13 protein-coding genes are annotated in these 22807 nt (G+C 69.6%); 5 read left to right on the plus strand and 8 right to left on the minus strand.

Going from position 1 to position 22807, the window contains the following annotated elements:
* Positions 1 to 132 precede the first annotated feature (132 nt).
* A complete protein-coding gene (locus NM2_RS40965) occupies positions 133 to 3927 on the minus strand; it encodes an ATP-dependent helicase (protein WP_084532063.1) in 3795 nt (1264 codons plus the stop codon).
* On the minus strand, positions 3924 to 7964 hold the full coding sequence (locus NM2_RS48305) for a PD-(D/E)XK nuclease family protein (protein ID WP_245718481.1): 4041 nt from the start codon (positions 7962 to 7964) through the stop codon (positions 3924 to 3926). The genes NM2_RS40965 and NM2_RS48305 overlap by 4 nt, the downstream gene beginning before the upstream one ends.
* A gap of 697 nt (positions 7965 to 8661) precedes the next feature.
* Here NM2_RS48305 and NM2_RS40975 point away from each other — a divergent pair.
* From NM2_RS40975 to NM2_RS40995, 5 genes are all read left to right on the plus strand, one after another.
* Complete coding sequence (locus NM2_RS40975; protein ID WP_067681485.1) at positions 8662 to 8961, plus strand: MGMT family protein; 300 nt, start codon at positions 8662 to 8664, stop codon at positions 8959 to 8961.
* A 73-nt stretch (positions 8962 to 9034) separates the two neighbouring features.
* A complete protein-coding gene (locus tag NM2_RS40980; RefSeq protein WP_067681488.1) occupies positions 9035 to 9763 on the plus strand; it encodes a VOC family protein in 729 nt (242 codons plus the stop codon).
* Between the two features lie 498 nt (positions 9764 to 10261).
* Positions 10262 to 11995, plus strand: coding sequence for an NTP transferase domain-containing protein (locus NM2_RS40985; RefSeq protein ID WP_169816334.1), 1734 nt, complete (start codon positions 10262 to 10264; stop codon positions 11993 to 11995).
* Between the two features lie 66 nt (positions 11996 to 12061).
* Entirely contained in the window at positions 12062 to 12433 is a 372-nt protein-coding gene (locus tag NM2_RS40990; RefSeq protein WP_067681491.1) for a limonene-1,2-epoxide hydrolase family protein, read from the plus strand.
* A 116-nt stretch (positions 12434 to 12549) separates the two neighbouring features.
* Positions 12550 to 13431: a TIGR03854 family LLM class F420-dependent oxidoreductase gene (locus tag NM2_RS40995; protein ID WP_067681523.1), complete on the plus strand. Its 882-nt coding sequence runs from the start codon at positions 12550 to 12552 to the stop codon at positions 13429 to 13431.
* 11 nt (positions 13432 to 13442) lie between these two features.
* Here the strand turns inward: NM2_RS40995 and casG are convergent, their stop codons facing one another.
* The 6 genes from casG to NM2_RS41025 form a co-directional block, all read right to left on the minus strand.
* Complete coding sequence (gene casG / locus NM2_RS41000) at positions 13443 to 15092, minus strand: steroid-24-oyl-CoA synthetase (RefSeq protein ID WP_067681494.1); 1650 nt, start codon at positions 15090 to 15092, stop codon at positions 13443 to 13445.
* Between the two features lie 34 nt (positions 15093 to 15126).
* Positions 15127 to 16170, minus strand: coding sequence for an NAD(P)-dependent alcohol dehydrogenase (locus tag NM2_RS41005; protein ID WP_067681526.1), 1044 nt, complete (start codon positions 16168 to 16170; stop codon positions 15127 to 15129).
* A gap of 198 nt (positions 16171 to 16368) precedes the next feature.
* A complete protein-coding gene (locus tag NM2_RS41010) occupies positions 16369 to 16704 on the minus strand; it encodes a TfoX/Sxy family protein (RefSeq protein WP_067681497.1) in 336 nt (111 codons plus the stop codon).
* Positions 16705 to 17040: 336 nt separating this feature from the next.
* Entirely contained in the window at positions 17041 to 18018 is a 978-nt protein-coding gene (locus NM2_RS41015; protein WP_067681500.1) for an alpha/beta hydrolase, read from the minus strand.
* 40 nt (positions 18019 to 18058) lie between these two features.
* Positions 18059 to 18811 (minus strand): DUF6875 domain-containing protein, encoded by a 753-nt coding sequence (locus NM2_RS41020; RefSeq protein ID WP_245718479.1) that lies wholly within the window; start codon positions 18809 to 18811, stop codon positions 18059 to 18061.
* Complete coding sequence (locus NM2_RS41025) at positions 18808 to 22698, minus strand: non-ribosomal peptide synthetase (RefSeq protein ID WP_245718480.1); 3891 nt, start codon at positions 22696 to 22698, stop codon at positions 18808 to 18810. The genes NM2_RS41020 and NM2_RS41025 overlap by 4 nt, the downstream gene beginning before the upstream one ends.
* Between the last annotated feature and the right edge of the window lie 109 nt (positions 22699 to 22807).

The following is a 22807-nucleotide window of genomic DNA, read 5'->3' on the forward strand; positions in this document are numbered from 1 at the left end:
CGGGACGGCCTGGCACACCTCGACCGGACGCGAGATCGACCGATTCGCGCAGCACATCGATGTGACCGCATCGTCGAATCGCGTTCACTGATCGAGGAATTCGCGTGGGCGTAGCCGGACCAGGTCGGGTAATCACTCGATGAGATCCGTCTCGTCGGCAGCCCCGGCCAGTGGAGTCGCGGTGATGAGGGTGGCCAGTTCGGCGGGGCCCGGCAGGTCCGGCGGGGCGATGGTTCGGCCTGTGCGGACGTAATGGAATGCGGCGCTGATTCTTTCGAGCATCTCGGCTTCGGGCGCGCCGGTACGGGCGGCCATCAGTCGAGCCCAGGCCAGGCGATAGACCGCCAGCTGCATCGCCACCGACTCCTCCTGCACGCGAGTCGGTTCCGCCCCGGTCTTCCAGTCCACCACCAGCCAGCGGCCGCCCGGTTCGGCGAAGACCGCGTCCATCCGGCCCCGAATGAGCGTTCCCGCAACAGAAGTCTCGAAGGCCACCTCCACCTCGACCGGATTGCGATTCGCCCAAGACGAGGACAGGAACGCCTCCTGTAGCCGGGTGAGTTCGGCGTCGGCCTCGTCCGGATCCTCCGCACCGGGCAATACGTCCAGGTCCAGTAGCTGATCGGCCCCGAACCAACGCTGCAACCAGGCGTGGAAGGCGGTGCCGCGGCGCGCGAACGGGCTGGGCGGATACGGCAGCGGACGACGTAGCCGCGCAGCGAGTTTCGCCGGATCGGCCCGCAGCTCCACCAGCGATGTGGCGGGCAGTTGTTCGGGCAGTTCCACCTCGCTGATCGTCTCCGCCGCGGCGAAATGCTCGGCGAGCAAGGCGTCCACGTCGGCGGACCAGCCTTCGGGATCGTCGTCGAGGTCGTCCGGGTCAGCGAAATCCGCTTCACCGGTGCGGAATTCGGTGGAGCCCGGTTCATCCGGCAGGTCGTCGAGATCGGCGAAGAGAGCCAGTTGCCCGGCAGGACCGTCGAATTCGGAATGGCGGCCATTGCCGGACGCACCATGCGACTCGGCAGCAGCACCACTGCCGACCTCGGACAGCTCGGAGTCGGTCTTCGCGGCGCCGCCCGCACTGCGGCGTGTACCCGTCTCATCACTCTTGCCGCTGCCGCGTGTGCCGCCGGGGTCATCGGCATCCGACGTTCGGCCGACACCGGTCCCGCGCGAGTTCTCGACGAATCGTGCGCTGGTCTTCGCCGCGAACTCACTTTCGGGCGGCAGGTCGTCGAGTGCGTCCCGGACGAGCGTCGCGCCCGATTCCAGCGCGGCACGGCGTTTGCCGAGGGGGTCGCGGGGCCAGGTCGCGCTGGCCGGGTTGTCGGTGAACGGGTTGACCGCCTCGGGGGGCGGGGCCTGGTCCCAGCGGTCGATGCGCACGGCGGTGGCCAGGTCGGCGCCGGGAACCTCGGTGGCGTGTTTCAGTTCGAGCAGGAAGTCCGAGGGGCCCTTGGGGCTCGAGCCGGTCTCCGCCCAGTGATGTCCCGAAACGAACAGGGCGCGTTCGGTTCTGGTGAGCGCGACGTAGAACAGGCGGCGTTCCTCATCGGTGCGGCGGCGGGCGAGCGCATCCTTGTGCTCCTTGATGGCGCGTTCCAGGTCAGCACGGTCGTAGAGACCGGATAGATCCAGTACCGGCACACCGTCGCGGGCGTCCTCGCGCTGCCGGTCACCGCGCAGCGAGGTCGGCAGTTCGGCGAGTGCGCCGAGCCAGGTCCCGGCCGCCGCGCCCGAGGGGAAGACAGTGCGGACGATGTGCGGGACGGCCACCACCTCCCATTCCAGGCCCTTCGCGGCATGCACGGTCAGCACCTGCACACGATCGCGGGCGACCTCGACTTCGCCCGGCTCCAAACCGTTCTCGACCTCCTCGGCCGCGGCGAGAAAGGTCAGCAGGCCGGTCAGGCTCGCCCGGTGATCGGTGGCATAACCGGCGACGACCTCGGCGAAGGCATCCAGATGTTCGCGCCCCGCACCCCCACCGGCCGCCGCGCGACGCGCCTGGGTCTCCACACCGACCCCGATGGTGCGTTCCACGTCGGCGACCAGTTCGGGCAGCGATTGCCCGCCGCGTTCGCGCAAGGCGGCCAGTTCCTGTCCCAATGCCTCGATGCGCCGATATCCGGACTCCGAATACTGTTCCGGCGCACCGGGATCGGCGATGGCATCGGCCAGACCGGCACGTTCTGCGGGTTCGGGTGCGACGGTCCGCAATGCCTCGGCCAGGGCGACCGAATCGGTGATCGCGGCGGCCTGTTCCGGCGGTCGGGTGATGGACAGATCCCGCGCGCGACGTGCCAGCGCGGCCAGATCGGTGACCCCGATGCGCCAGCGGGCCCCCGTCAGGATGCGCATGGCCGCACTCCCGGCCGCGGGATCGGCGATCAGGCGCAATGTCGCGACCACATCGGCGACCTCGGGTGTGGCCAGCAACCCGCCCAGACCGACGATCTCCACCGGCAATCCCCGATCGCGCAACGCTTCCGCCAGCCCGGGCGCGTCGGCGTTGCGACGCGTCAGCACGGCCGAGGTCGGCGGCGCGACGCCGGCGTCGGCGTGCGCCTCCCATTCCGCGGCGATCCGCTCGGCGATCCATTCCCGTTCGTCCGCAACGGTTTCGGTGAGCGCGAGGGCCACCGCTCCCGGGACCGCACCGGGCCTGGGCCGCAGCGCGTCCACGCTCACCCCGCCCTCGGTGTGCCGCAACGGTTCGGCGACCAGGTTCGCCAGATCCAGCGCCTCGGGCGGATTGCGCCAGCTGGTCAGCAGCGGCAGGATCGGCGCGGGAACGCCTGGTGCACTGGGGAAGTCGGTCGCGAACCGGGGAAGATTCGCCGCCGACGCGCCGCGCCAGCCGTAGATGGACTGCATCGGATCACCCACCGCGGTCACCGCCAGCCGCCGCGGGGCATCGGACTCGCTCGAATCATGTTCCACACCAACGGCATTCGAGTCGCGTGCGGCAGGTGCACCGGCGGCGTCCGGGTCCCCGAACAGCGCCGCGAGCAGAATGCGCTGCGCATGGCCGGTGTCCTGGTACTCGTCGAGCAGGACGACGCCGAGCCGTCCGCGTTCGGCCGCGCCGACCTCCGGATGTTCCGCGGCCAGGCGAGCGGCCAGCGACATCTGAGAGCCGAAATCCAGTGCGCCCCTGCGACGTAGCTCCTCGGCCAGCCGCCGCACCAGGGGCAGCAACGCCACGCGTTCGGTCTGCACGGCGACGATGTCCTGCAGTGCCTGGCTCGGCCCGCCGCGCTGACGCGGGCCCTTCGGCAGGGTGTAGACCAGCTTCTCCAGCTCGGTATGCGCCTGCACGAGCTGTTCGGGCTCCACCAGATGTTCGGCCAGCTGGCCAGCGAGCGCCAGCACGGCCTCGGTGACCGAGACGGGGGTGCGCTGGGTCTCCAGATCACCGTCCCAGGCGGTCACCACTCGATGAGCCAGCTGCCACAGCTGCGTTTCGGTCAGCAATGTCGCGGACGGTTCGACCGGCAACAGCAACCCGTACTCACCGAGCAGGCGGCCCGCGTACGAGTGGTACGTGCTGATCTCCGGCTCCGACCCGGTCAGCAGGCCGCGCAGCCGTCCAGTCGGATCGATCTCGCGCAGCAGCGGCGATCCGGCCAGCCGCGCGAGCCGCGTGCGGATACGCGTGGTCAACTGCTGCGCGGCCTTGCGGGTGAAGGTCAGGCCGAGAACGGCATCGGGGACCACCAGGCCGTTGGCGACCATCCACACGACGCGGGCGGCCATCGTCTCGGTCTTGCCCGCGCCCGCCCCGGCGACCACCAGCGTCGGGCCGGGCGGGGCGGCGATCACCGCGGCCTGTTCGTCGGTGGGCGGGGGCAGCCCGAGCGCGTCGGCCAGCTGCCACGGCGTGATGCCGCGACGACCGGTCCGCTCGCCGGACCCGCTCACTCCTCGGTCACCTGGCGTCCCGAATCCTGAACCGGGCAGCTGCCCGCGACCGTGCAGTGGCGGCAGCCGTCATTGCGGACGGCCAGATAACTGGGGCCGCGAGTGGCCGCGGCGGCATCGTGAATGGTGTTGCGCCACTGCTGAATCGATTCGTCGTCCAGTGCGGTCTGCAATCGCTGGGCGGCTCCCTCCTTGGTGCTGGGTTTGGCGACGTACACCAGGCGCGCGCCACCGGGCTGCGGATCCGCGCCGGTATCGTCCAGCGCGCCCGCGGCGGCCGCCACCTGATAGGTCGCCAGCTGGGCGTGGTCCTGAGCGGCCTGTTTGGAGATGGGCGTCTTACCGGTCTTGACGTCGACGATCACGAAGCGCCCCAACGCATCCCGCTCCACGCGGTCCACCCGCCCGCGAATGCGCACCGGATATTCGTCCGCCGTGCGGGCGGGCAGCACACAGTCGACGGGCACCTCCACCCCGAGTTGGGTCAGTTCCGCCCGGGTGTTGCGCAGCCACGCGACGAAGGTGTCCAGCATGCTCTCCGTGCGATGCAGATCCAGGCGGGAATGCCAGCTGTGCGGGCCGTCCTCGTCCGAACTCGGATCCACCGCCTTCCACGCGCGCACCAGCGCCGCCTTGACCTCCGCCTCGGTGACCTGCCCGGCCAGTGCCTGCACCAGGGTGTGCACCAGATTTCCCTTCACCGCGTAGGGATTCTCCCCGTCGTTGCCGCCGTGCCGTTCCAGCGCCCAGCGCAGCGGGCAGGTCTTCAGCAGTTCCACCGTGGACGGGGACAGTGCGACCGGCCCCTCGTCCTGACCCCACAGCGGCAGCTGCGAGCTGAGTTCGGCGGTGCCGTACCAATCGTCGGGGTGCGCGCCGCGAACCCGAGCGCGGGCCAGTCGGGCGAGCTGGCGCGCGGCGCGGTGGCGTCGTCGCGGAGTGTCCTCGGGATCGCATGCCACCGTGCGTAATTCGGCGACCAACGCCTGCATGACCAGGGCCCGCCCGGGATCCACCGGCGGCGGGATGCGGCCGAGTTCACCGGACTCGGCGGTGGCATCGAGTTCGGCCAGGAAGCGCGAGGGCACCAGATCACGGTCGCCCGAGACGGATTCGACGGCCGTCACCAGCAGCGAACGCCGCGCCCGGCTGCACGCGAGCAGCAGCAGCCGGCGCTCCTCGGCCAGAATGGGCGCGGAACGGCTGAGCTGCTCACCCGGAAAGCCCACTCCGGCAATGAGATCCACCAGGTCCTCGACGCCGAGCAGAGTGCCGCGCGGACGCAGATTCGGCCAGATCCCCTCCTGCACACCGGCGACGGCCACCACATCCCACTCCCGGCCCGCCGCGGCATGCGCGCTGACGATGGCGACCGCACCGCCCGGATCGGTGAGCGGGGCCGAATCCTGCGGAATCTCCTGCTGCTCCAAGTAATCGACGAACCCCTCGACGGTCGCCCGGGGCAGCCGATCCACATAGGCCGCGGCCGCGTCGAACAAGCCCACCGCGGCATCCAGATCACGATCGGCCTGTAGCGCACCCGCACCGCCGCGCTCGGACTGCCCGACCCAGCGCCGCTCCAGACGCGAGGCCGTCCACAGCGCCCACAGCACGTCCTCGAGCCCGGCCCCACGCCGCAATGCCTTGTCCGCCCGCCGCACCGCGACCAGCACCCGCCGCAGCGGCACGGACTCCACCTCGGTCAGCCGTTCCAGCATCGAGGCGTCCCCGATCCCGACGATCAGATCCCGCAGCACTTGCGCCGAGGACCGATCCAGCTCCGCGAAACGATCGGAATCCAGTGTGCCGTCAGAGAATTCGAGTTCATCACCGGTATCACCGACGGGCTTTCCACGACGAATCGGCAGACCGGGGCCCGGGGTGGAGGATCCGCCCGCGCTCTGGAAATCGCCCCCACCCGAGTGCGTCCCGGATACATCTGCAACCCCCGTCGAGCTGGCGACGACGCCTGTCTCCCGTGCGTGTATCGACTGCCCGGGCATGCCTGCCGCAGTGAGGGATCCGACCTCGGACGCGCTCGGACTTCCAAAGTTTCCGGCATCGGTGGAGTCGCCCGCTGCCGAACGTTCCGATGCGCCTTCGACGCTTCCGAAACCTTCCGCGGAAGTGCCGTCAATCCCTTGTCCCGCAATATAATTCGATCTGTCAGGCCCGTCAGGCCCGTCAGGCCCGTCAGGCCCGTCAGGCCCGTCAGGCCCGTCAGGCCCGTCAGGCCCGTCAGGCCCGTCAGGCCCGTCAGGCCCGTCAGGCCCGTCAGGCTCGGACAGCTCGGACAGCTCGGACAGCTCGGACGGCTCGGAGGACGGTTGCGGACCGGCGGCGGCCCACGGGTCGGACGGATCCTCGCGACGGGTGCGTTCCAGGATGGTTCGGCGGATGCCGCGGCGCAGGCGGCGCAGGCTGATCTGGTCCGCTCCACCCAGGGGGCCGGTGAGCAGATCGAGGGCATCGTCCTCGGTGAACAGGTCGGGGCGATCCCGCGTCGCGGCGAGCAGGGCACGCAGGGTCAGCAGCATCCACCCGGCGCCGCGGCGGCGGGCCAGTGGCACATCCGGTTTCGGTTGCAGCACGGGGACTCCGGCGGACAGCAGCGCGCGCCGCAGCGGAGCCAGCGACAGCGGGACCGACCGCACGACGACCGCCATCCGCGACCACGGCACCCCACCGGTCAGATGCGCGCGACGCAGATGGTCGGCGATCAGCGCCGCCTCCTTCGCCGGAGTCGTCAGCACCTGCACCGCGAAACTCGCCTCGGGCTCGGCGTCGGTGAGATCGAGCTGTGAATTCCGAAGTCCCGCAGCGTCATCTCCCGAGCCGCCGATTCCGGGTATGCCCGGCCCCAAGGCCCCGGAACCCGGGAGGAGAATTCGCCCGGCATCGGAATCCGACGCACCGGAACCAGCCGCATCGCCGGACTCCGCAGTATCGAATCGCAACGGTGAATTTGCCTCGGAGACAGTTGTTTCCGCGGATGCCCCGGGACGGTGGGCAGCTCGGCCCGGCATCCGGCCGCGGATGCGGGCGACCGCATCGTCGACAACCGGTGCGGCTCTGTGATTGTCCCGCAACAGGATTCGACGCTCGGGCCGAGTCTCGAGATCGGTGAGGAACTGCGGATCCGCGCCGCGGAAGGTGTAGACGGCCTGGTCGGGATCGCCCGCGATCACGGTCGTGGCGCCACCTCCACCCACGACGCGAATCAATTGCGCCGCAAGCGGATCCAGATGCTGGGCGTCGTCGACGAGCAGGCACCCGAGACGGGCGCGCTCGGCATCGAGCAGGCGGGGCTCGACCGCGAGCGCGTCCAGGGCGGCGCCGACGAGTTCCGCCGCGTCCAGGGCGGGCGCACTCGCCTCCGGCGCCTCGATGCCGACCGACCAGCGCAGCAGCATGGCCTGCTCATATCGCTCGGCGAAACGTCCGGCGGCCTCCCATTCGGGACGGTCGTGCATGCGGCCCAGGTCGACCAGGTCCTCGGGACCCAGGCCGCGTTCGGTGGCGCGCAGCATCAGATCGCGCAGCTGCTCGGCGAATCCGAGGGTGCCCAGCGCCGGATGCAGGCGCTGCGGCCACAGATCCATCGCGCCGCCGTACGGGCCGCCGGGCCCGGCCTGGATGTCCTCCAGTTCACCGCGCAGCATCTCGCGCAGCACTACGTCCTGTTCCGCGCCGGTCAGCAGCCGGGGCGGCGGATTGCCGTTCGCCTCGGCCTGCATGCGCACGATCGCGAAGGCGTACGAGTGCACGGTGCGCACCAGCGGCTCGCGCGTCGCACCAGGCACACCGCCGACGATCTCGTCGGCAGTGGCCGAGACCTGCCGCGTGATGGCGTTGCGCACGCGCAGCGCGGCCTGTTTCGAATGAGTCAGCAGCAGGATCGATTCCGGATCCGCACCCGCGGTGATCCGGTCGGCGGCGATGTCGATCAGCAGCGAGGTCTTGCCCGTGCCCGGCCCGCCCAGCACCTGCCAGGGCCGCCAGCCCGGATCCGCGCCCGCACCGCCCGCGAACAGCATCCGGACGTCGGCGCCCCATTCCCGCGGGCGGGGAGCCGTCTCGCCACGGCGCACCAATCGCACCGGGCTATCCGATCGCATCACGGACGCTATTTCAACAGACGACGCCGACAGAAATAATTTCGCCACAGCAAATCACCAGGTCCAAGGGGTGCGTATCCGTCCCGTGATCGGCCCCCCGAGTTCCGGCGAATCACCCCCGCCACGAATTCCCCCGACCGCCGCCGTCCGCCCCCGAGGCATGCGACAGCAGCAGGAATCCCGTTTCACAGCCAGCACACAGCACCCCGCATTCGCGTTTCCGAACCATGCGCCACCGACCGTCGTTCGCGTTGCCCTACGCCGCCGAACCGTGATTCGCACCCACTTCCTGAGCAATCTCCCGGCGCGCGGCCACTGTTACGCACTATCCCATCCGATGACCGCCGACCGGAGCGCTGGCAACGGCCGGCAGGCCCGCCGAGGCCCGACCTGGCCGAACCGCCGATCGCGGCAGCTCCCGATCATCGGCCAACGTGAGTCGCCGAGGCAGCACCCGGGTTCGTGTGCAATATGACCTGGGACTCTGTCGGTGCGGCCGGGCACAATGGTCAGGTGCTCGTGCCACAGGTTCATCGCGTCAGTACGGATTCGCCGGTGCCCGTCCGGGTCGGGTGGGCGCTCGCGACAGCCGGTTCTCCATGGCCGGGGTGTTGACGTGCCGACCACCGATGCGCAGATCGAGCGGGTGCGCGAGCTGGTCGCGGAGATTCCGGCGGGCCGGGTGAGTACGTACGGCGACATCGCCGCCGCGGCCGGATTGTCCACGCCGCGCACGGTGGGGTGGATCATGCGCACCGACGCCGCCGACCTGCCCTGGCATCGGGTGCTGCGCGCCGACGGGTCGCCGGCGCCCCATCTGATGCACCGGCAGCTGTCCCGGCTCGCCCTGGAGGGCTGCCCGATCCGCGGGGACCGGGTGGACATGGCCGCCGCGCGACACCGATTCCAGGATTGACGGACGCTCGGCGAATATTCGCGAACCGGGCGAATCCACCCGCGATCCGGGGTGCGGAGGTTACCGTGGATTCATGTCCACCCGTCTGGCGTGCGTGGTGTTCGACGCGGCGCGGCCGCGTCAGGTGGCCCGGTTCTGGGCCGAGCTACTGGGCTGGGAGGTGACCCTCGACCGGCCCGGTGAGGTGGACGTGGCCGGACCCGATCCGGACGCTCTCGACGTCGCGCTGAGTTTCCTGCCCACCCGGACGCCCAAAACCGGCAAGAACCGAATCCACCTCGATCTGGCCAGCCGATCGCTGGATCATCAAGGCGTGCAAGTGGATCGGGCATTGTCGCTGGGCGCGCGGCGGGTCGACATCGGGCAGGGCGCGGTACCTTGGACGGTCCTGGCCGATCCCGAGGGCAACGAATTCTGCGTGCTGGAGCCGCGCGAGGAGTACGTCGACACCGGCGCGGTCGCCGCCATCGTCGTCGATACCGCGGACCCGGCGCGACTGGCCAAGTTCTGGTCGGCTGCCTCCGGGTGGCCGATCACTCACGAGCACAACCGCTACTCGGGTATCCGCTCGGCCACCGAACACGGCCCGTGGCTGGAATTCTTACGGGCACAACACGACCCGAGAAATCCCGGCCACCTGCACCTGGACCTGATCCCCTTCCCGGCCGACGACCCGGCCCGCGAGATCGAGCGTCTGTGCGCCGCCGGTGCGCGCAGGCCACGCCCCACCGCCACCCCACCGATCACCCTGGCCGACCCGGAAACCTACGAGTTCCGCCTCCTGCGGCCCCATCAGGACTGAGCCCGCGCACACAGCCGCGCACGAATCGTCCTGCCCGAAAGCACACTGTCCCGGTGGCACACCACCCGCCGGATACACATTCCGCCTCCTGCGCTGCCACAGGACAGACTCCCGCGCACAGAGCCGGGCGCGAATCGTCCTTTCCGAAAGCACACTGACCCGGTGGAACAACATCGTCCGGGTGCAAGTTCGCCTCTCACGTCCCACCAGGACAGACGCCACGCGCCGGACCGCGCACGAATCGACCTACTCGAAAGCACACTGACCCGCTGAAACAGCCCAGCCCTTCGAGTACACGTTCCACCTCCTGCGTCCCACCAGGACAGACGCCCGGGCACGGGTCCTCCTTCCCGGAGACACACCGCCCCGCTGGAATGGCAGCCCCAGAACGCCCACAGCGAGGGCGCTCGATATCCGTGCGAGCGGACGGCTGTGACGTAGTCGCACCAACCGGACGAACTACGATCGGCGGATGGACTACCGCGCGGGTGAACGACCGTGACCACTGTGGACGCGATCGTGCTGGCCGGGGGGCGGGCCAGCCGGATGGGCGGGGTGGACAAACCGGCGATCGTCGTCGGCGGGCAGTCGATGCTGGAGGCCGCCATCGGCGCGGTGGCCGCCTGTGTGCGCACGGTGGTGGTGGGGCCGCATCGGCCGGATCTGGGTCCCGAAATTCGGCAGGTGCAGGAGGTTCCGGCCGGATCCGGTCCGGTGGCCGCGATCTCGACCGCGCTGAAAGCGTTGGCGGACTGTGATTTTCCCGCCGATCTGGTGGTGGTGCTGGCCGCGGACATGCCGTTCCTGACCGCCGCGGCCATCGATGCGCTGGTTGCCCGCGCCGTCGAATCCGGGGCCGATGCGGTATTCGCCGCCGACGAGTCCGGGCGTCCGCAATACCTGGTCGGAGCGTGGCGGCGCACCGTGCTGCAAACCGGAATCGAGCGGCTCGACGCGCCGGTCAACCAGCCGATGAAGGCCCTGATTCCCGAGCACGCCCTGCTGATGCCGCTGGCGGACGTCGTCGATTGCGACACCCCGGACGATATCGCCCGCGCCCGCGCGCAGGCCCCGCCACTCACCCTCGACCAGGCTCGAAATGTGGTGCGTCACAAGCTGTCCCGGCTGCCGTCCCGGCGCGTGACGCTGCGCCGCGCCTCCGGTGCGGTCCTGGCCGAGCCGTTGACCGCCGCCGAGGCGCTGCCGCGATTCGACGTCTCGGCCATGGACGGCTACGCGGTGTCCGGACCCGAGCCGTGGCGGGTGCGGCGCGATATCGGATTCGCCGGCGGGGAGCGTCCGGCCGGATTGCGCGCCGGAGAGGCGGTTCGCATCGCCACCGGCGCGCACATCCCCGAGGGCACCGAGGCGGTGGTGCGCGACGAATTCGTCCGGGCCGACGGCGACGGGCTACATCGCTTGCCGGACACACCGATTCGCGGTGACATCCGCCGTCGCGGCGAGGATTGGCTACCCGGTGACGTGCTAGCCCCCGCGGGCACCCCGGTATCTGCCGCACTGCTGTCGGTCGCCGCCGCGGCCGAGGTGTCCGAGGGACTGGTGCGCGGACCCGTACACGCGCGAATCGTCATGACGGGCGACGAGATTCGCAGCGAGGGCCCGCTGCACGCCGGGCAGACCCGTGACTCGATCGGACCCGTCCTGCCGGATCTGTTGTCCTGGTGCGGAATTCAACCCCTTGACCGAGTTCACCTGCGCGACACCGCGAACGGTTTCGACGAGGTCCTGGCTCAGGCCGTCGACTGCGAACTGCTGGTGATCGTCGGCGCGACCGGCGGCGGCGCGGCCGACCAGCTGCGCGCATCCCTGGACCGCACCGGAGCCCACCTGCCGGTGCACCGCTTGCGGCTACGTCCCGGCGGATCCACCGCGGTAGCCGAAACACGCAGCGGGACAGCTGTTCTGGGACTGCCCGGAAATCCGTTCGCGGCGGTCGCGACACTGCTCGCGCTGGCTCCCGCGATCGTCGAGGGTCTCACCGGACGTCCCGCGCGCCGCGCGATCACCGGGCCCCTGCACAACGCCGCCGACATCTCCGGCCCCGCCCCGCGCATCACGCCCGCCCGCGCCGTCCCCGAGGGCGGCTGGACCGGTGACCCGAACATCCGCACCGCCCACCTGGCGGGCCTGCTCGACCGCGATGGCCTGGTGATCGTCCCGGCCCACGCCGAGAACGGCGCTCCGGTCGAATTCCTGCCCCTCCCCGGCTGAACCGGGGTTGCGTGCGCCGACCCCGATGGGCATCCTGAAACACGTTCTAGAAATCAGGAGGACCGTATGACCACACCCGGCGAACTCGTCACCGCATTCTGCGCCGAATGGCGCACCGGCACACCCGAATCCATCGTCGAGTACTTCACCGACGACGCGGTCTACCACAACATCCCGATGCAACCGCTGACCGGCAAACCGGCCATCCTGGAATTCCTGCGCGGATTCATCGGAGGCTTCGGCAACATCGACTTCGACATCCACCACCAGGCCGAAACCGGCACAACGGTGCTCAACGAACGCACCGACCGTTTCACCATCGGTGAGAACAAGATCGAGCTCCCGGTGATGGGCAGCTTCGAGATCCGCGACGGCAAGATCGCCGCCTGGCGGGATTATTTCGACATGGCTCCGCTGAACGCCCTGGGCGGCAACTGACGGAGACCGACCGATCGGCGCAACGAGCCCTTGCAGAGGCGCGCCGAACTCTCGCGGGAATGGACAACGACCGGTTTCGGGTTGGCATCGAATGTGTTCCGGCGAAGGAGTCGCGTATGAAGGTTCGGTTCGGGGTGGCAGCGGGGGTGGGCAGCGACCCGGCGCGGTTCGCGGGGTTCGTGGACCGGCTGGAAGAGGCCGGGGTGGACTCGCTGTGGCTGCCGGAACTCGTGTACTCGAAGGCCGTCGACCCGACGGTGGGTATGGCGTTCGCGCTCTCCCGGACGACCCGGCTGAAGGTCGGGACCTCGGTGGCGATTCTGCCGGGGCGGCATCCGGTCCTGGTCGCAAAGCAACTGGCTACGCTGGCGGCACTCGCACCCAAACGAGTGCTGCCCGTCTTCGGTCTGCGACCGGCCCAGCCCGCCGAACACGCGCTGTTTCCCGTACCTGAGGGCAGGCGGGCGGCGGTGTTCGACGAATCGCTGCGACTGCTGCGCGAGGTGCTGGGCAAGGAGCGAGTGGACTTCGCGGGCGAGTTCTTCACGCTCGACGGCGAGGGCCTCGAGCAGCGCCCGGCCCGGCCGCTGGACATCTGGCTCGGCGGATCGGCCCCCGCGGGGTTGCGGCGGGTGGGCCGCCTGGCCGACGGGTGGCTCGGCAGCTTCCTGACCCCGGCCGAGGCCGGACGCGCGCGGGAGACCATCCGGTCCGCCGCCGCACAGGCCGGTCGGGAGATCGAGGACGACCACTACGGCATCACCCTGTTCCTCGCCGAGGACGGCATCGCGCCCGAACGCGCCGCACTGATCCGCAGCCGTCGCCCGGACATCGATCCCGGCGAGCTCATCGCGAACGGCTGGTCCGGCCTGCATCGCCTGATCGACGGATATCTGGCGGCGGGACTGACCAAATTCGTCATCAGCACCACCGGCGATCGCCCCTACGAGGAGTTCGTCGATCGGTTCGCGGCCGAGCTGCTGCCCCGGCAGAACTGACCGCGCCCGGCCTAGAGGTGTATCTCGCGGCGAACGACCTTACCGGTCGCGTTGCGCGGCAACGGTTCCGCGGTGATCACCCAGCGTGAGGGCACCTTGAAGTAGGCCAGCCGCTCGGCGACGAAGGCACGCAACTGCTCGGGACTCACCGAATCGGCGTCGGCGACGACCACCACCGCGGCCACCTCCTGTCCGAGATCCTCGTGCGGGACGCCGAGCACCGCCGACTCCACCACCGCGGGATGTTCGTCCAGGGCGTTCTCGATCTCGATGGGGTACACATTCTCCCCGCCGCGCAGGATGAGATCACTGCGGCGGCCGGACAGATGCAGGCGGCCGTCCGCGAGAGTTCCGAAATCGCCTGTGCGCAACCAGCGTTCGCCGTCGATCGCCGTGGCGGTGGCGGCCTCGTAGTGCCAGTAGCCGAGCATCACGTACGGACTGCGCACACAGATCTCGCCCTCCGCGCCGTCGGGGACGGCCTTGCCCTCGGGATCGCGGATCTCGACCTCGACTCCGAGGATCGGGCGACCCACCGTCTCCGGGTACGCGGCCAGCTCGGCGGGCGTGGCAACCGTTGCGGCCGTACCGCTTTCGGTGAGTCCGTAACTGGTCGTCAACGCCACCTCCGCGACCGGGAGACGCTCGCGCAGCCGCTGATGGAAGGCCGGGGAGGAGGGAGCGGCATTGAGCGAGAGCGCCGCGAGCGAGGACAGGTCGTAATCGCTCAGATCGTGTTCGAGGATGCGGGCGGCCATGGTCGGCACCGCGCCCCAGTTGCTGACCCGTTCGCGCTCGACCAGCCGCAGCACCCGGTCCACCTCGAACGAGCCCTGGTGCATCACCACGGCCGCACCGGTCCGCAGGCGCGGGATGATGAGATTGTGCAGGCTGGCGATGTGGAACAGCGGCGAGGTGAGCAGGAAACGCTTATCGCTGGGCTCGGTGAACTCCCGCCCTCGCATCGCGGCCGACATGGCATCGGTGAAACGGTGATAGTCGCTGACCGCCACCAGATTTCGGTGTGAATGCACCACGCCCTTGGGCCGTCCGCTGGTGCCGCTGGTGTAGAGAACGACCGCCGGATCGTCCTCGGCGACCGGTATGCGGGGATTCTCGCCGGAATGCGCGGCGATCAGGTCGGGCACCTCGCGCTCCATCGTGAGCACCGGCCCGTCGTACCCCGAATCGCATAGCAGCGCAGCCCTTTTCGCATCCACGACGACGACTTTCGGTGTGGTGTGCTCGAGTCCGTAGACGATCTCGCGCGGCGCCCACCAGGCGTTGTAGCCGACCGCGATCGCGCCCAGACACTGTGCCGCCCAGAACGTCACCACCCATTCGGGTGTATTGGCGGCCAGAATCGCGACCCGATCGCCCTTGCCCACCCCGTACCGCTGCGCCAGCGCACCGGCCAGAGCGCCTGCGGCGGAGACATGTTCGGCGAAGGACAGCCGCCGGTCCGCGGTCACCAGATAGTCCCGATCACCCCAGGCCGTCGAGGCGTCGAGCAGTTCGGACAGCGAGCCCCGACGGTTTCGCAGCACGGTCAGCGGTGCGCCGAGCACCTCTTCCACGGTCGTCTCGAACGGACCGCCCGGCCCGGTGAGGGTGGCGGTGATCTGCGCGGCGGCGGCGCGCGGGTCGGCAGATGCGGTCATGGGCTCCCTGTCTGTCACGGAATCGGCACGCCTGTCACGGAATCAGTACGGCGCGACCGCGGATCTCACCGCGGTCGAGACGTTCGAACGCGGTGCGGCCCTCCTCCAGCGCGAAGCGCTCCACCTCGACCCGCACCCTGCCCTGCTGCGCCAGCGCGACCGATGCGTACAGGTCACTTCTGGTGCCCGCGTAGGACTTTCGCACCGTCGCACCCCAGGGCAGCCCCGGTCCCCCGGCGGGCCCGGCATCGATACCGGGCACTCCGCCGCCCAGGCCCACCATCCGGTACGCGCCGTCGGGGGCCACCACCCGCACGGCCAGCGCCGCGGTCGCGTCGGTGCCGACGAAGTCGAACACCGCCTCCGCGCCGCGCCCGCCGGTGAGTTCGAGAATCCGCGCGGCGGTCTCCTCGGTGGCCGGGATGCCCAGTGCGGCACCGCAATCCGCGGCGAGGTCCAGTTTGTCCTGCGCGATGTCGACCGCGATGACGCGGGCCTCGCTGACCGCCGTGAGAATCTGCACGGCCACATGCCCGAGCCCGCCGATGCCGATGGCCACGGCGGTGGACCCGGGTTGCAGTTGATCCATCGCGCCGCGAATGGCGTGGTACGGGGTCAGCGCGGCGTCGGCCAGCGGTGCAGCCTCGGCGAAATCCAGCTCCTCACCGATGGGGACGAACGAATTCGCCGGTATCGCAACGTATTCCGCCATTCCCCCGGCGGGCCCCAACCCCGGGCAGGGCGGCATCGCGGTGCGGCCCGCGGCCAGGCAGACGTTCTCCCGACCCCGCGCGCACTCCCGGCACACCCCGCACGACCAGCACAGATAGACGATCCCGCGCTCGCCGACGGCTCTCCCGTCGACCTCGGAACCGACCGCCTCGATGGTTCCCGCGATCTCGTGCCCCATCGTCAGCGGATCCTCGCGCATCTTGAACGGCAGACTCAGCACATACGAATCCGAATGGCAGATACCGGCCGCGCCGACGCGCAGCAGCACCTCGCCCGGACCGATCTCGGGGATCGGAATCTCCCGCAGTTCCAAGGTGCCCGGCCCGGTCAGTTGCAATGCACGCATCATCTCGCTCCGTTCACCGCGCGGGGCGGTACATCCGTGTCCACTCGTCCCCCGCTCGCCACGCGCGAGGTGAAGCACACGCTAACATCCGCCGGAGCCGACGACGCCCGGCCCGGGAGCACGTTCCCGCTGAGCGGGACAGCTCGGCGAGCGGATCGATGGTGTGGTTTCGCTGGTCGGCGGCGTCGTTGCCGGGCGCTACTTCGGCGGCAGCGTGCGGGCGTATTCGACGCCGCGATCGACCCACTGCTGTAGCGCGGCGTCGTCGTCGACGATATTCGTGTCCACACGCAGCCAGTTCTTCATCTCCCGGCCGCCCATGACCATCGGAGCCACCCCCGCACCACCGATGAGCGACGCCGCCTGCGCGGGATCGACCCGCACCATCATCCCGCCCTGCCCGCTGGCCGCGACCGCCATATTGCCGCCGATCAGAAAGGCCAGACCGCCGAACATCCGCTTCTCGGCCGCTTCGGGCAACGCGGGACCCAGCAGATCCCGAATCCGGTCGGCCAGCTCCTCGTCGTATGCCATACCGCATTGTGGCACCCGCCACCGACAGATCCCCGGGATCAGTGCGGGCCGCAACGACGGGAGACCACCCGCAACCATTCCGACAGCGACGGACGGACACCGGTCATCGCTATCGCGGCCGGACCTCTGTCCGACACCGGGTCACAGGCGAAATCCACGAATCGCGCGTCGGCGTCACCGCGGACCTTTCGCTCCATGGATGACGACTACCTCACCGAAAGACGCACACCGATCGTGGCTCGGCCGAGCTCCGCATCGTGTCGCACGACCGGATCGGTGCGTACGATCGTGCGTCCGCCACGCTCGCGCTCGAACCACAGGCTCGCTGAGGCGGACTCACACCCCGAGCGCTCGGGCGATCACCGGCCACGAGTTGTGCAGATCGTCCTGCCAGTACGGCCAGGCGTGAGTCCCGGCGTGGAATACCTCGGTAGCCGGAATGCCCAGTGCCGCAAGTCGATTGGTGAGGGTGTGCGTGCAGCCGTTCACGACGTTCTCCATCGCGCCGCCGACCGAGAGTTGGTTGGCGAGGGTGAGCGGATTGCCGGCGATGGACGGATCGGCCAGGTTGTCGTGCGCGCCCGCACCGCCGTTGCCGGAGGAGATGTACAGCGCCAGGCCCCGCAGCCGGGCGGCATTCACCACCGGATCGTGCGCCGGCCAGGCGGCATCCAACGACCCGCCCCACATGTTCGCGGCATTCGCACCGAACGTCGCCAGCTGCGAGAACACCAGCGCCCGCGAGGCCGGATCGCTCGTGCTCGGGCAGCCGCTGTAGACAGCGGCGGCCTGGTACATCCCGGGCGCCTCGATCGCCAGGTCCAGCGCCGAGGTCCCCGACATCGACACTCCCGCAACAGCATTGCGGCCGCTGGTATGGAAACGCGCGTTCAACAGCGGCGGCAGCTCGCGGTTCAGGAAGGTGGCCCATTCGTTGCGGCCGAGCACGGGATCGTTTGCGGCCCAATCGGTGTAGTAGCTGGCCCGGCCGCCGATCGGCACGATCACGTTGACCGGCTTGTCGGCGAAGAACCGCGCGGCATCGGTGCGCACGTTCCACGGACCGCCGTCCTCACCTCCGTCGACGGCGTTGAGCAGGTACAACGTCGGCGCGGGCCGATCCGGATGCGACACCCACAGGGGCACCGGCCGTTTCATGGCCGCGGAGTACACGACCACCTGATACTGCGTGCCCCCCAGTGGCCGAACGCCGAGAATGGCTGGCCCCCTTCCGGTATCGGCCGCCGCGACGGCCGGGACGAAGGTGGCTGTCACGGCGAAGAGAGCGAGAAGGCAACGTAGAAGCCGGCGCATTATTGGAGTATGCCTCGAGCGGGCGGTCCGCCGCGCCGCATCACTGAGCTTGTTCATCATGGGCATGCGCCCGCAGCGCGGTGATGTCCGCTACCGCCGCGCCTTCCACCAGCATGCGGTCGGCTATCGCCCAGCGCAGTCGCCGCGGCAGATCCGGTGCGAGATGGGTGAAATAGGCGTACAGCCAGTCGGCGCGCCCGGCCAGGAACGGGAAATCCGTGCTCATCATCGGGCGCAGCACCAGCATCGGCACCGGGGAGTCCAGCGGGCGGAACTCGCGATTCCACAGCCCCGGAACAGCACACCCGGGATAGAACTGGCCCAGCATGAAACCGCGCCGGACGGCATCGGATTTGCGGGCCGAATGCGCCGCGTCGATGCGCTCGTAGCGGGTCAGGCCCGGAAAGAGGGTGACCAGCGCGAGTTGCCGTGCCTGGTCGGGATTTTCGACGCACAGATCGTGATATTCCTCGAGCGCGTCGTCCACGATCCGCCGCAGATCCGCCGTGTCCAGCCCGTCGCCGCCCGTGGCCAGCCCCGCCCAGACCAGTTCGTGCACGACGCCGGTGCGCACGAACGGGCAGACCGGACCGTCGCGGCCGAGGTCGGGATGCGGGCGCATCAGATGTCCGTCAACCCATCGGGTGAAGACGGCCGCGGCGGGGTCAAGCCGTTCCCACCGCGCCTGGTCCCGATACACCCGTCGCCATCGCACACCGGTACGGCTGCCGGTCACCATCGCGGTACGGTCCCAGGGACCTTGTTGTGCCGCAGGATCTTCGGGTGCGTTCATGCGGGAGCTCCGGATAGCTGTGCGGCCAGCAGCGGGCCGATGACCGCCACCACATCGGAATTGGTGAGCTGGGCGTGCGCGGCCGCGACGGGATGTTCGATCGACGCGCCGGTCACATACGGACGCCACAGGTCCGCACCGAGCGATGCGGTCACCCCGCGCGTGGCCGAGAAGTACAGCAGGTCACCGTCGTACACGCCCGGGCGGTAGCCGTGCGACAGACGCACGCATTCGACGTAGCCGCGATGCAGCCGGATGAGTTGCGCCGCGGTCAGTCCCGCACCGAAACTCGGTCCGGCGGCGGCCAACTCGGCCGCGGCCTCGGCTGCGGTGAGTTCGGCGAGCGCGTCGCCGTCCTCGGGTTCGTCACCGAGCAGGTGGGTGAGCAGATCCCGCATTCGCGGTGCCGGTGGAGACGGCGTGCCCGGAGGGAATACGATACTGTCCAGCATCGCCAGAATCGCTACGGCACAACCGATTTCACGCAGACGCACAGCGACGGCATGGGCGATCTGACCGCCCAGCGACCAGCCGAGCAGATGGTACGGGCCCTGCGGTTGGATCCGGAGTATATGTGTCACATAGCGATCGGCGAGTTCATCGATCGTGACGACCGAATCCGGTTCCCCCTCCGGCGTGAGGCCCTGCAAGCCGAAGACCGGACGATCGGTGACGTATCGCGCAAGACCCGCATAACACCAGGCCAGCGGCACCGCGGAATGGATGCAGAACAGCGGCGGCGCCGAACCGCCGCGACGCAGCGCCAGAACCGCGCCCAGCCCGTCCTCGGTCTCCGGCCCGCCCCGATGACCGGCTATCCGCTCGGCCAGCTCGGCGACGGTCGGACCGCTGTAGAGCCATCGCACGGTCACCGGCGCACCCGTCACGTCGGCGAGGTCGGCCGAAAGCGCCACTCCCAGTAGCGAATTACCGCCCAGTTCGAAGAAGTCGTCGTCGATCCCGACACGTGAGCGCCCCAGGGACGCGGCGAAGCGCTCGGCAACCCGTTGTTGCAGAACGGATTCCGGTGCGCTATACGGCCGACTCGCCGGGGCCGGTGCCGGTAGCGCGGCACGATCGACCTTGCCGTGCGCGGTGACCGGAAGCCGGTGCAGACTCACCAGCTGTGCGGGAACCATGGCCGCGGGCAACATCTCGCGCAGGCTCGCGACGAGCGCCGCGGGATCGGCCTCGGCCCCCTGTGCCGCAACGACATAGCCGATCAGCCGAGGTCCCGAGGGCCCGTCGGCTACGGTGACCGCCGCCTGCGCCACCTGCGGCAAAGCCGTCAGCGCGGCCTCGACCTCGGCGGGTTCGATCCGTCGCCCGCGCACGCTGAGCTGCTCGTCGGCGCGGCCGATGAACTCCAGGGTCCGATCCACCTCGGCGCGTACGAGATCCCCGGTGCGATACAGGCGTTCACCCGAGTGGAACGGATCGGCGACGAAGCGCTCGGCCGTCGCGCCCGGCCTGCCCAGATATCCGTGCGCGACCCCCGGACCGCCGAGATACAGCTCGCCGCGGGTTCCCGGCGGCACCGGCCGCAGGGCGGGATCGAGCACCAGCGCCCGCACACCCGGCAGCGCCCGACCGATCGTCACCGGGGCGCTCGCGCGCAGCGGATCGGATTGTGTTGCCATGACCGTGGTTTCGGTCGGCCCGTATCCGTTGAACAGGCGCAGCGGGGTCGCCCAGCGGCGCACGAGTTCGGGCGGACACGCCTCACCGCCCACCACCGCCACACACAGGCCGGGCACCTGGTGCGGCTCGAGCGTCGCCAATACCGCCGGGGTGGTGAGGAAATGGGTGATCACCGCACTGTTCAGCAGATCCGCCAGCTCGCGTCCGGCGATCACCTCGGGCGGTTCGATCACCAGCCGGGCGCCGGACGCGAAGGCGGCGAGCAGTTCGAGCAGATGCGCGTCGAAAGACGGCGCGTGTGCATGCAGAACGCGCGAATCCCGGTTCAGCCCATAGCGTTCGACGAGGTGGTCGGTCAATGCCCCCAGACCGGCATGACCGACGACGACGCCCTTCGGGGTGCCGCTCGTACCCGAGGTGTAGATCAGATAGGCCGGATGCCGCACGTCCAGCCGACGACGCCGATCGGTGTCGGCGACCGGATGAGCGTCACGCTGCTCGACACGCGCCACGGTCGCCGGATCGTCCAGCACCAGCCAATCCACCTCGCCGGGCAGTTCCGCACGCACCGACTGCACGGTAAGCCCCAGTCGCGCACCGGAATCCGTCAGGATCGCGCCGATTCTGCGTGCCGGATCGGCCGGATCGACCGAGACGAAAGCCGCACCCGCCCGTGCCACCGCGCAGACCGCGAGCACCGATTCCACCGACCGGGGCGCGGCCACCATCACGAAAACCCCCGGCCCCGCGCCGAATTCGATCAACTCGCGCGCCCAACGGTCGCACAGCCGCTCCCATTCGCGGTGAGTCCACGTGCGCGCACCCGCCTGCACCGCGATCCGGTCGAGCGGCCCTCGGGAGCGCAGCAACTCCGCCAGCACGCGATCCGTGCGAACCCGCGGAACCTCCGGCGGCACACGCGGCGGATCCAACGTCCGGACCACGCGATCCGATCCGGCGGACAGGAATCGGTCCAGGTACTCCAGGAATCGGCGATGATGCCAGGCCAACGCCGCCTCGGAGTACAGCGCCGGATTGGCCTGCACGCCGATGGTGGCGCTGCGTTCGTCGGGCCCGAGTTGATAAGCGTTGACGAGCAGATCCTCCACCGGCCCGAGCGAAAGCAGCCGCGCCTGGCCGGTGACCCCGCTCATTCGCAGCGGTTCGACGAATCCGAGGACATTGAGCACCGGCCCGAATCCGCCTCGGGTCACTTGCGATTCACCGCGATCGCGCTGCATGTCCTCGTACCGATAACGCTGATGCCGCAGTGCGCCGATCACCCGCGACCGGACCTGCGCGAGCATTTCGTGCACCGTCAGATCACCGATCCCGGTGAGCCGCAACGGAACCACGTTGGACACCGATCCCGCCGACCGGCGCAGCGCCGCGGTCGGCCGGGCCGCGACAGGCAGCGACACCATCACCTCGTCGGTACCCAGAGCCGAGGCCAGATAGCAGGAGAACGCGGTGACGACCAGTTCGGCGAAGCTCGCGCCCGCCCGTTCCCGCACGGCGGCAAGGTGTTCCGCGGTCGCTGCCGAGAGCATCGCCTCGATGCGATGCGGCCGCGGCGCGGGCACGGCCGAGCGTCCCGCCAAGCCCGCCGAACGCAGCGGGCCGGACAGTTGCGCACGCCAGTACTCGCGGTCGGCGCCCGCCCGCACCGAATTCTGGTATGCGCGTTCGTCTTCGAGCAGTTCCGGTATCGTCAGGGGCCGACGCCGGTCCGAGACCTGTGGTACGACGGCACTTTCCTCATCGGCGTACAGCTCGGCCGTGCGACGCAGGATGGCCGCCGCTCCGACGCCGTCGAGCACCATGTGATGACTGCGCAGATACAGCAGATGCCGCGACTCGCCCACCCGGTAGACATTCGCCACGGTGATCGGGCCCGCGAGCAAATCGACCGGTGCGCCGTGGTCTTCGTCCATCGCCGCGCGGGCCTCGCCGACCGGATCGGCACGATCGGCGAGGTCGTGACACGGGGACATACCGAATGCGTCGGGGTCCAGGATCTGCCGCGGCCCGTCCGGTCCCGGAACGAATCGCACATGCGGGGACTGCAATTCCCATGCCGCGCGAGCGATGGCGTCGCGCAGCATCTCGAGGTCGAGCGGCCCGGCCAGATCCAGGTACATGGCAACGGTATTGGGCACATCCGGATACAGCTGCTGTGCCACCCACCATCGCAATTGGGCGGCCGACAGCGGGAATTCACCGGCGCCGATCCCGGCTGACCGCACTCGTCCTCCTCGGATCCGGATGCACTGGGCGATTTTGGGCAAACCTACGGCATTCGGTCCGATGTGCGCGGGTAATCCGGACGGGTTGTTCGTTTCGACCGGGAAATAC

The organism is Nocardia miyunensis NBRC 108239 (genome assembly GCF_001613065.1).
In the GTDB taxonomy this organism is placed as follows: domain Bacteria; phylum Actinomycetota; class Actinomycetes; order Mycobacteriales; family Mycobacteriaceae; genus Nocardia; species Nocardia miyunensis.

Coding starts and splice junctions, on each gene's coding strand:
- NM2_RS48305 (WP_245718481.1), bottom strand. CDS start 7,964: ATGCTGTTCGCGGGCGGTGCGGGCGCGGATCCGGGCTGGCGGCCCTGG.
- NM2_RS40980 (WP_067681488.1), top strand. CDS start 9,035: ATGTCCACCCGTCTGGCGTGCGTGGTGTTCGACGCGGCGCGGCCGCGT.
- NM2_RS40990 (WP_067681491.1), top strand. CDS start 12,062: ATGACCACACCCGGCGAACTCGTCACCGCATTCTGCGCCGAATGGCGC.
- NM2_RS40995 (WP_067681523.1), top strand. CDS start 12,550: ATGAAGGTTCGGTTCGGGGTGGCAGCGGGGGTGGGCAGCGACCCGGCG.
- casG (WP_067681494.1), bottom strand. CDS start 15,092: ATGACCGCATCTGCCGACCCGCGCGCCGCCGCCGCGCAGATCACCGCC.
- NM2_RS41005 (WP_067681526.1), bottom strand. CDS start 16,170: ATGCGTGCATTGCAACTGACCGGGCCGGGCACCTTGGAACTGCGGGAG.
- NM2_RS41010 (WP_067681497.1), bottom strand. CDS start 16,704: ATGGCATACGACGAGGAGCTGGCCGACCGGATTCGGGATCTGCTGGGT.
- NM2_RS41015 (WP_067681500.1), bottom strand. CDS start 18,018: ATGCGCCGGCTTCTACGTTGCCTTCTCGCTCTCTTCGCCGTGACAGCC.
- NM2_RS41020 (WP_245718479.1), bottom strand. CDS start 18,811: ATGAACGCACCCGAAGATCCTGCGGCACAACAAGGTCCCTGGGACCGT.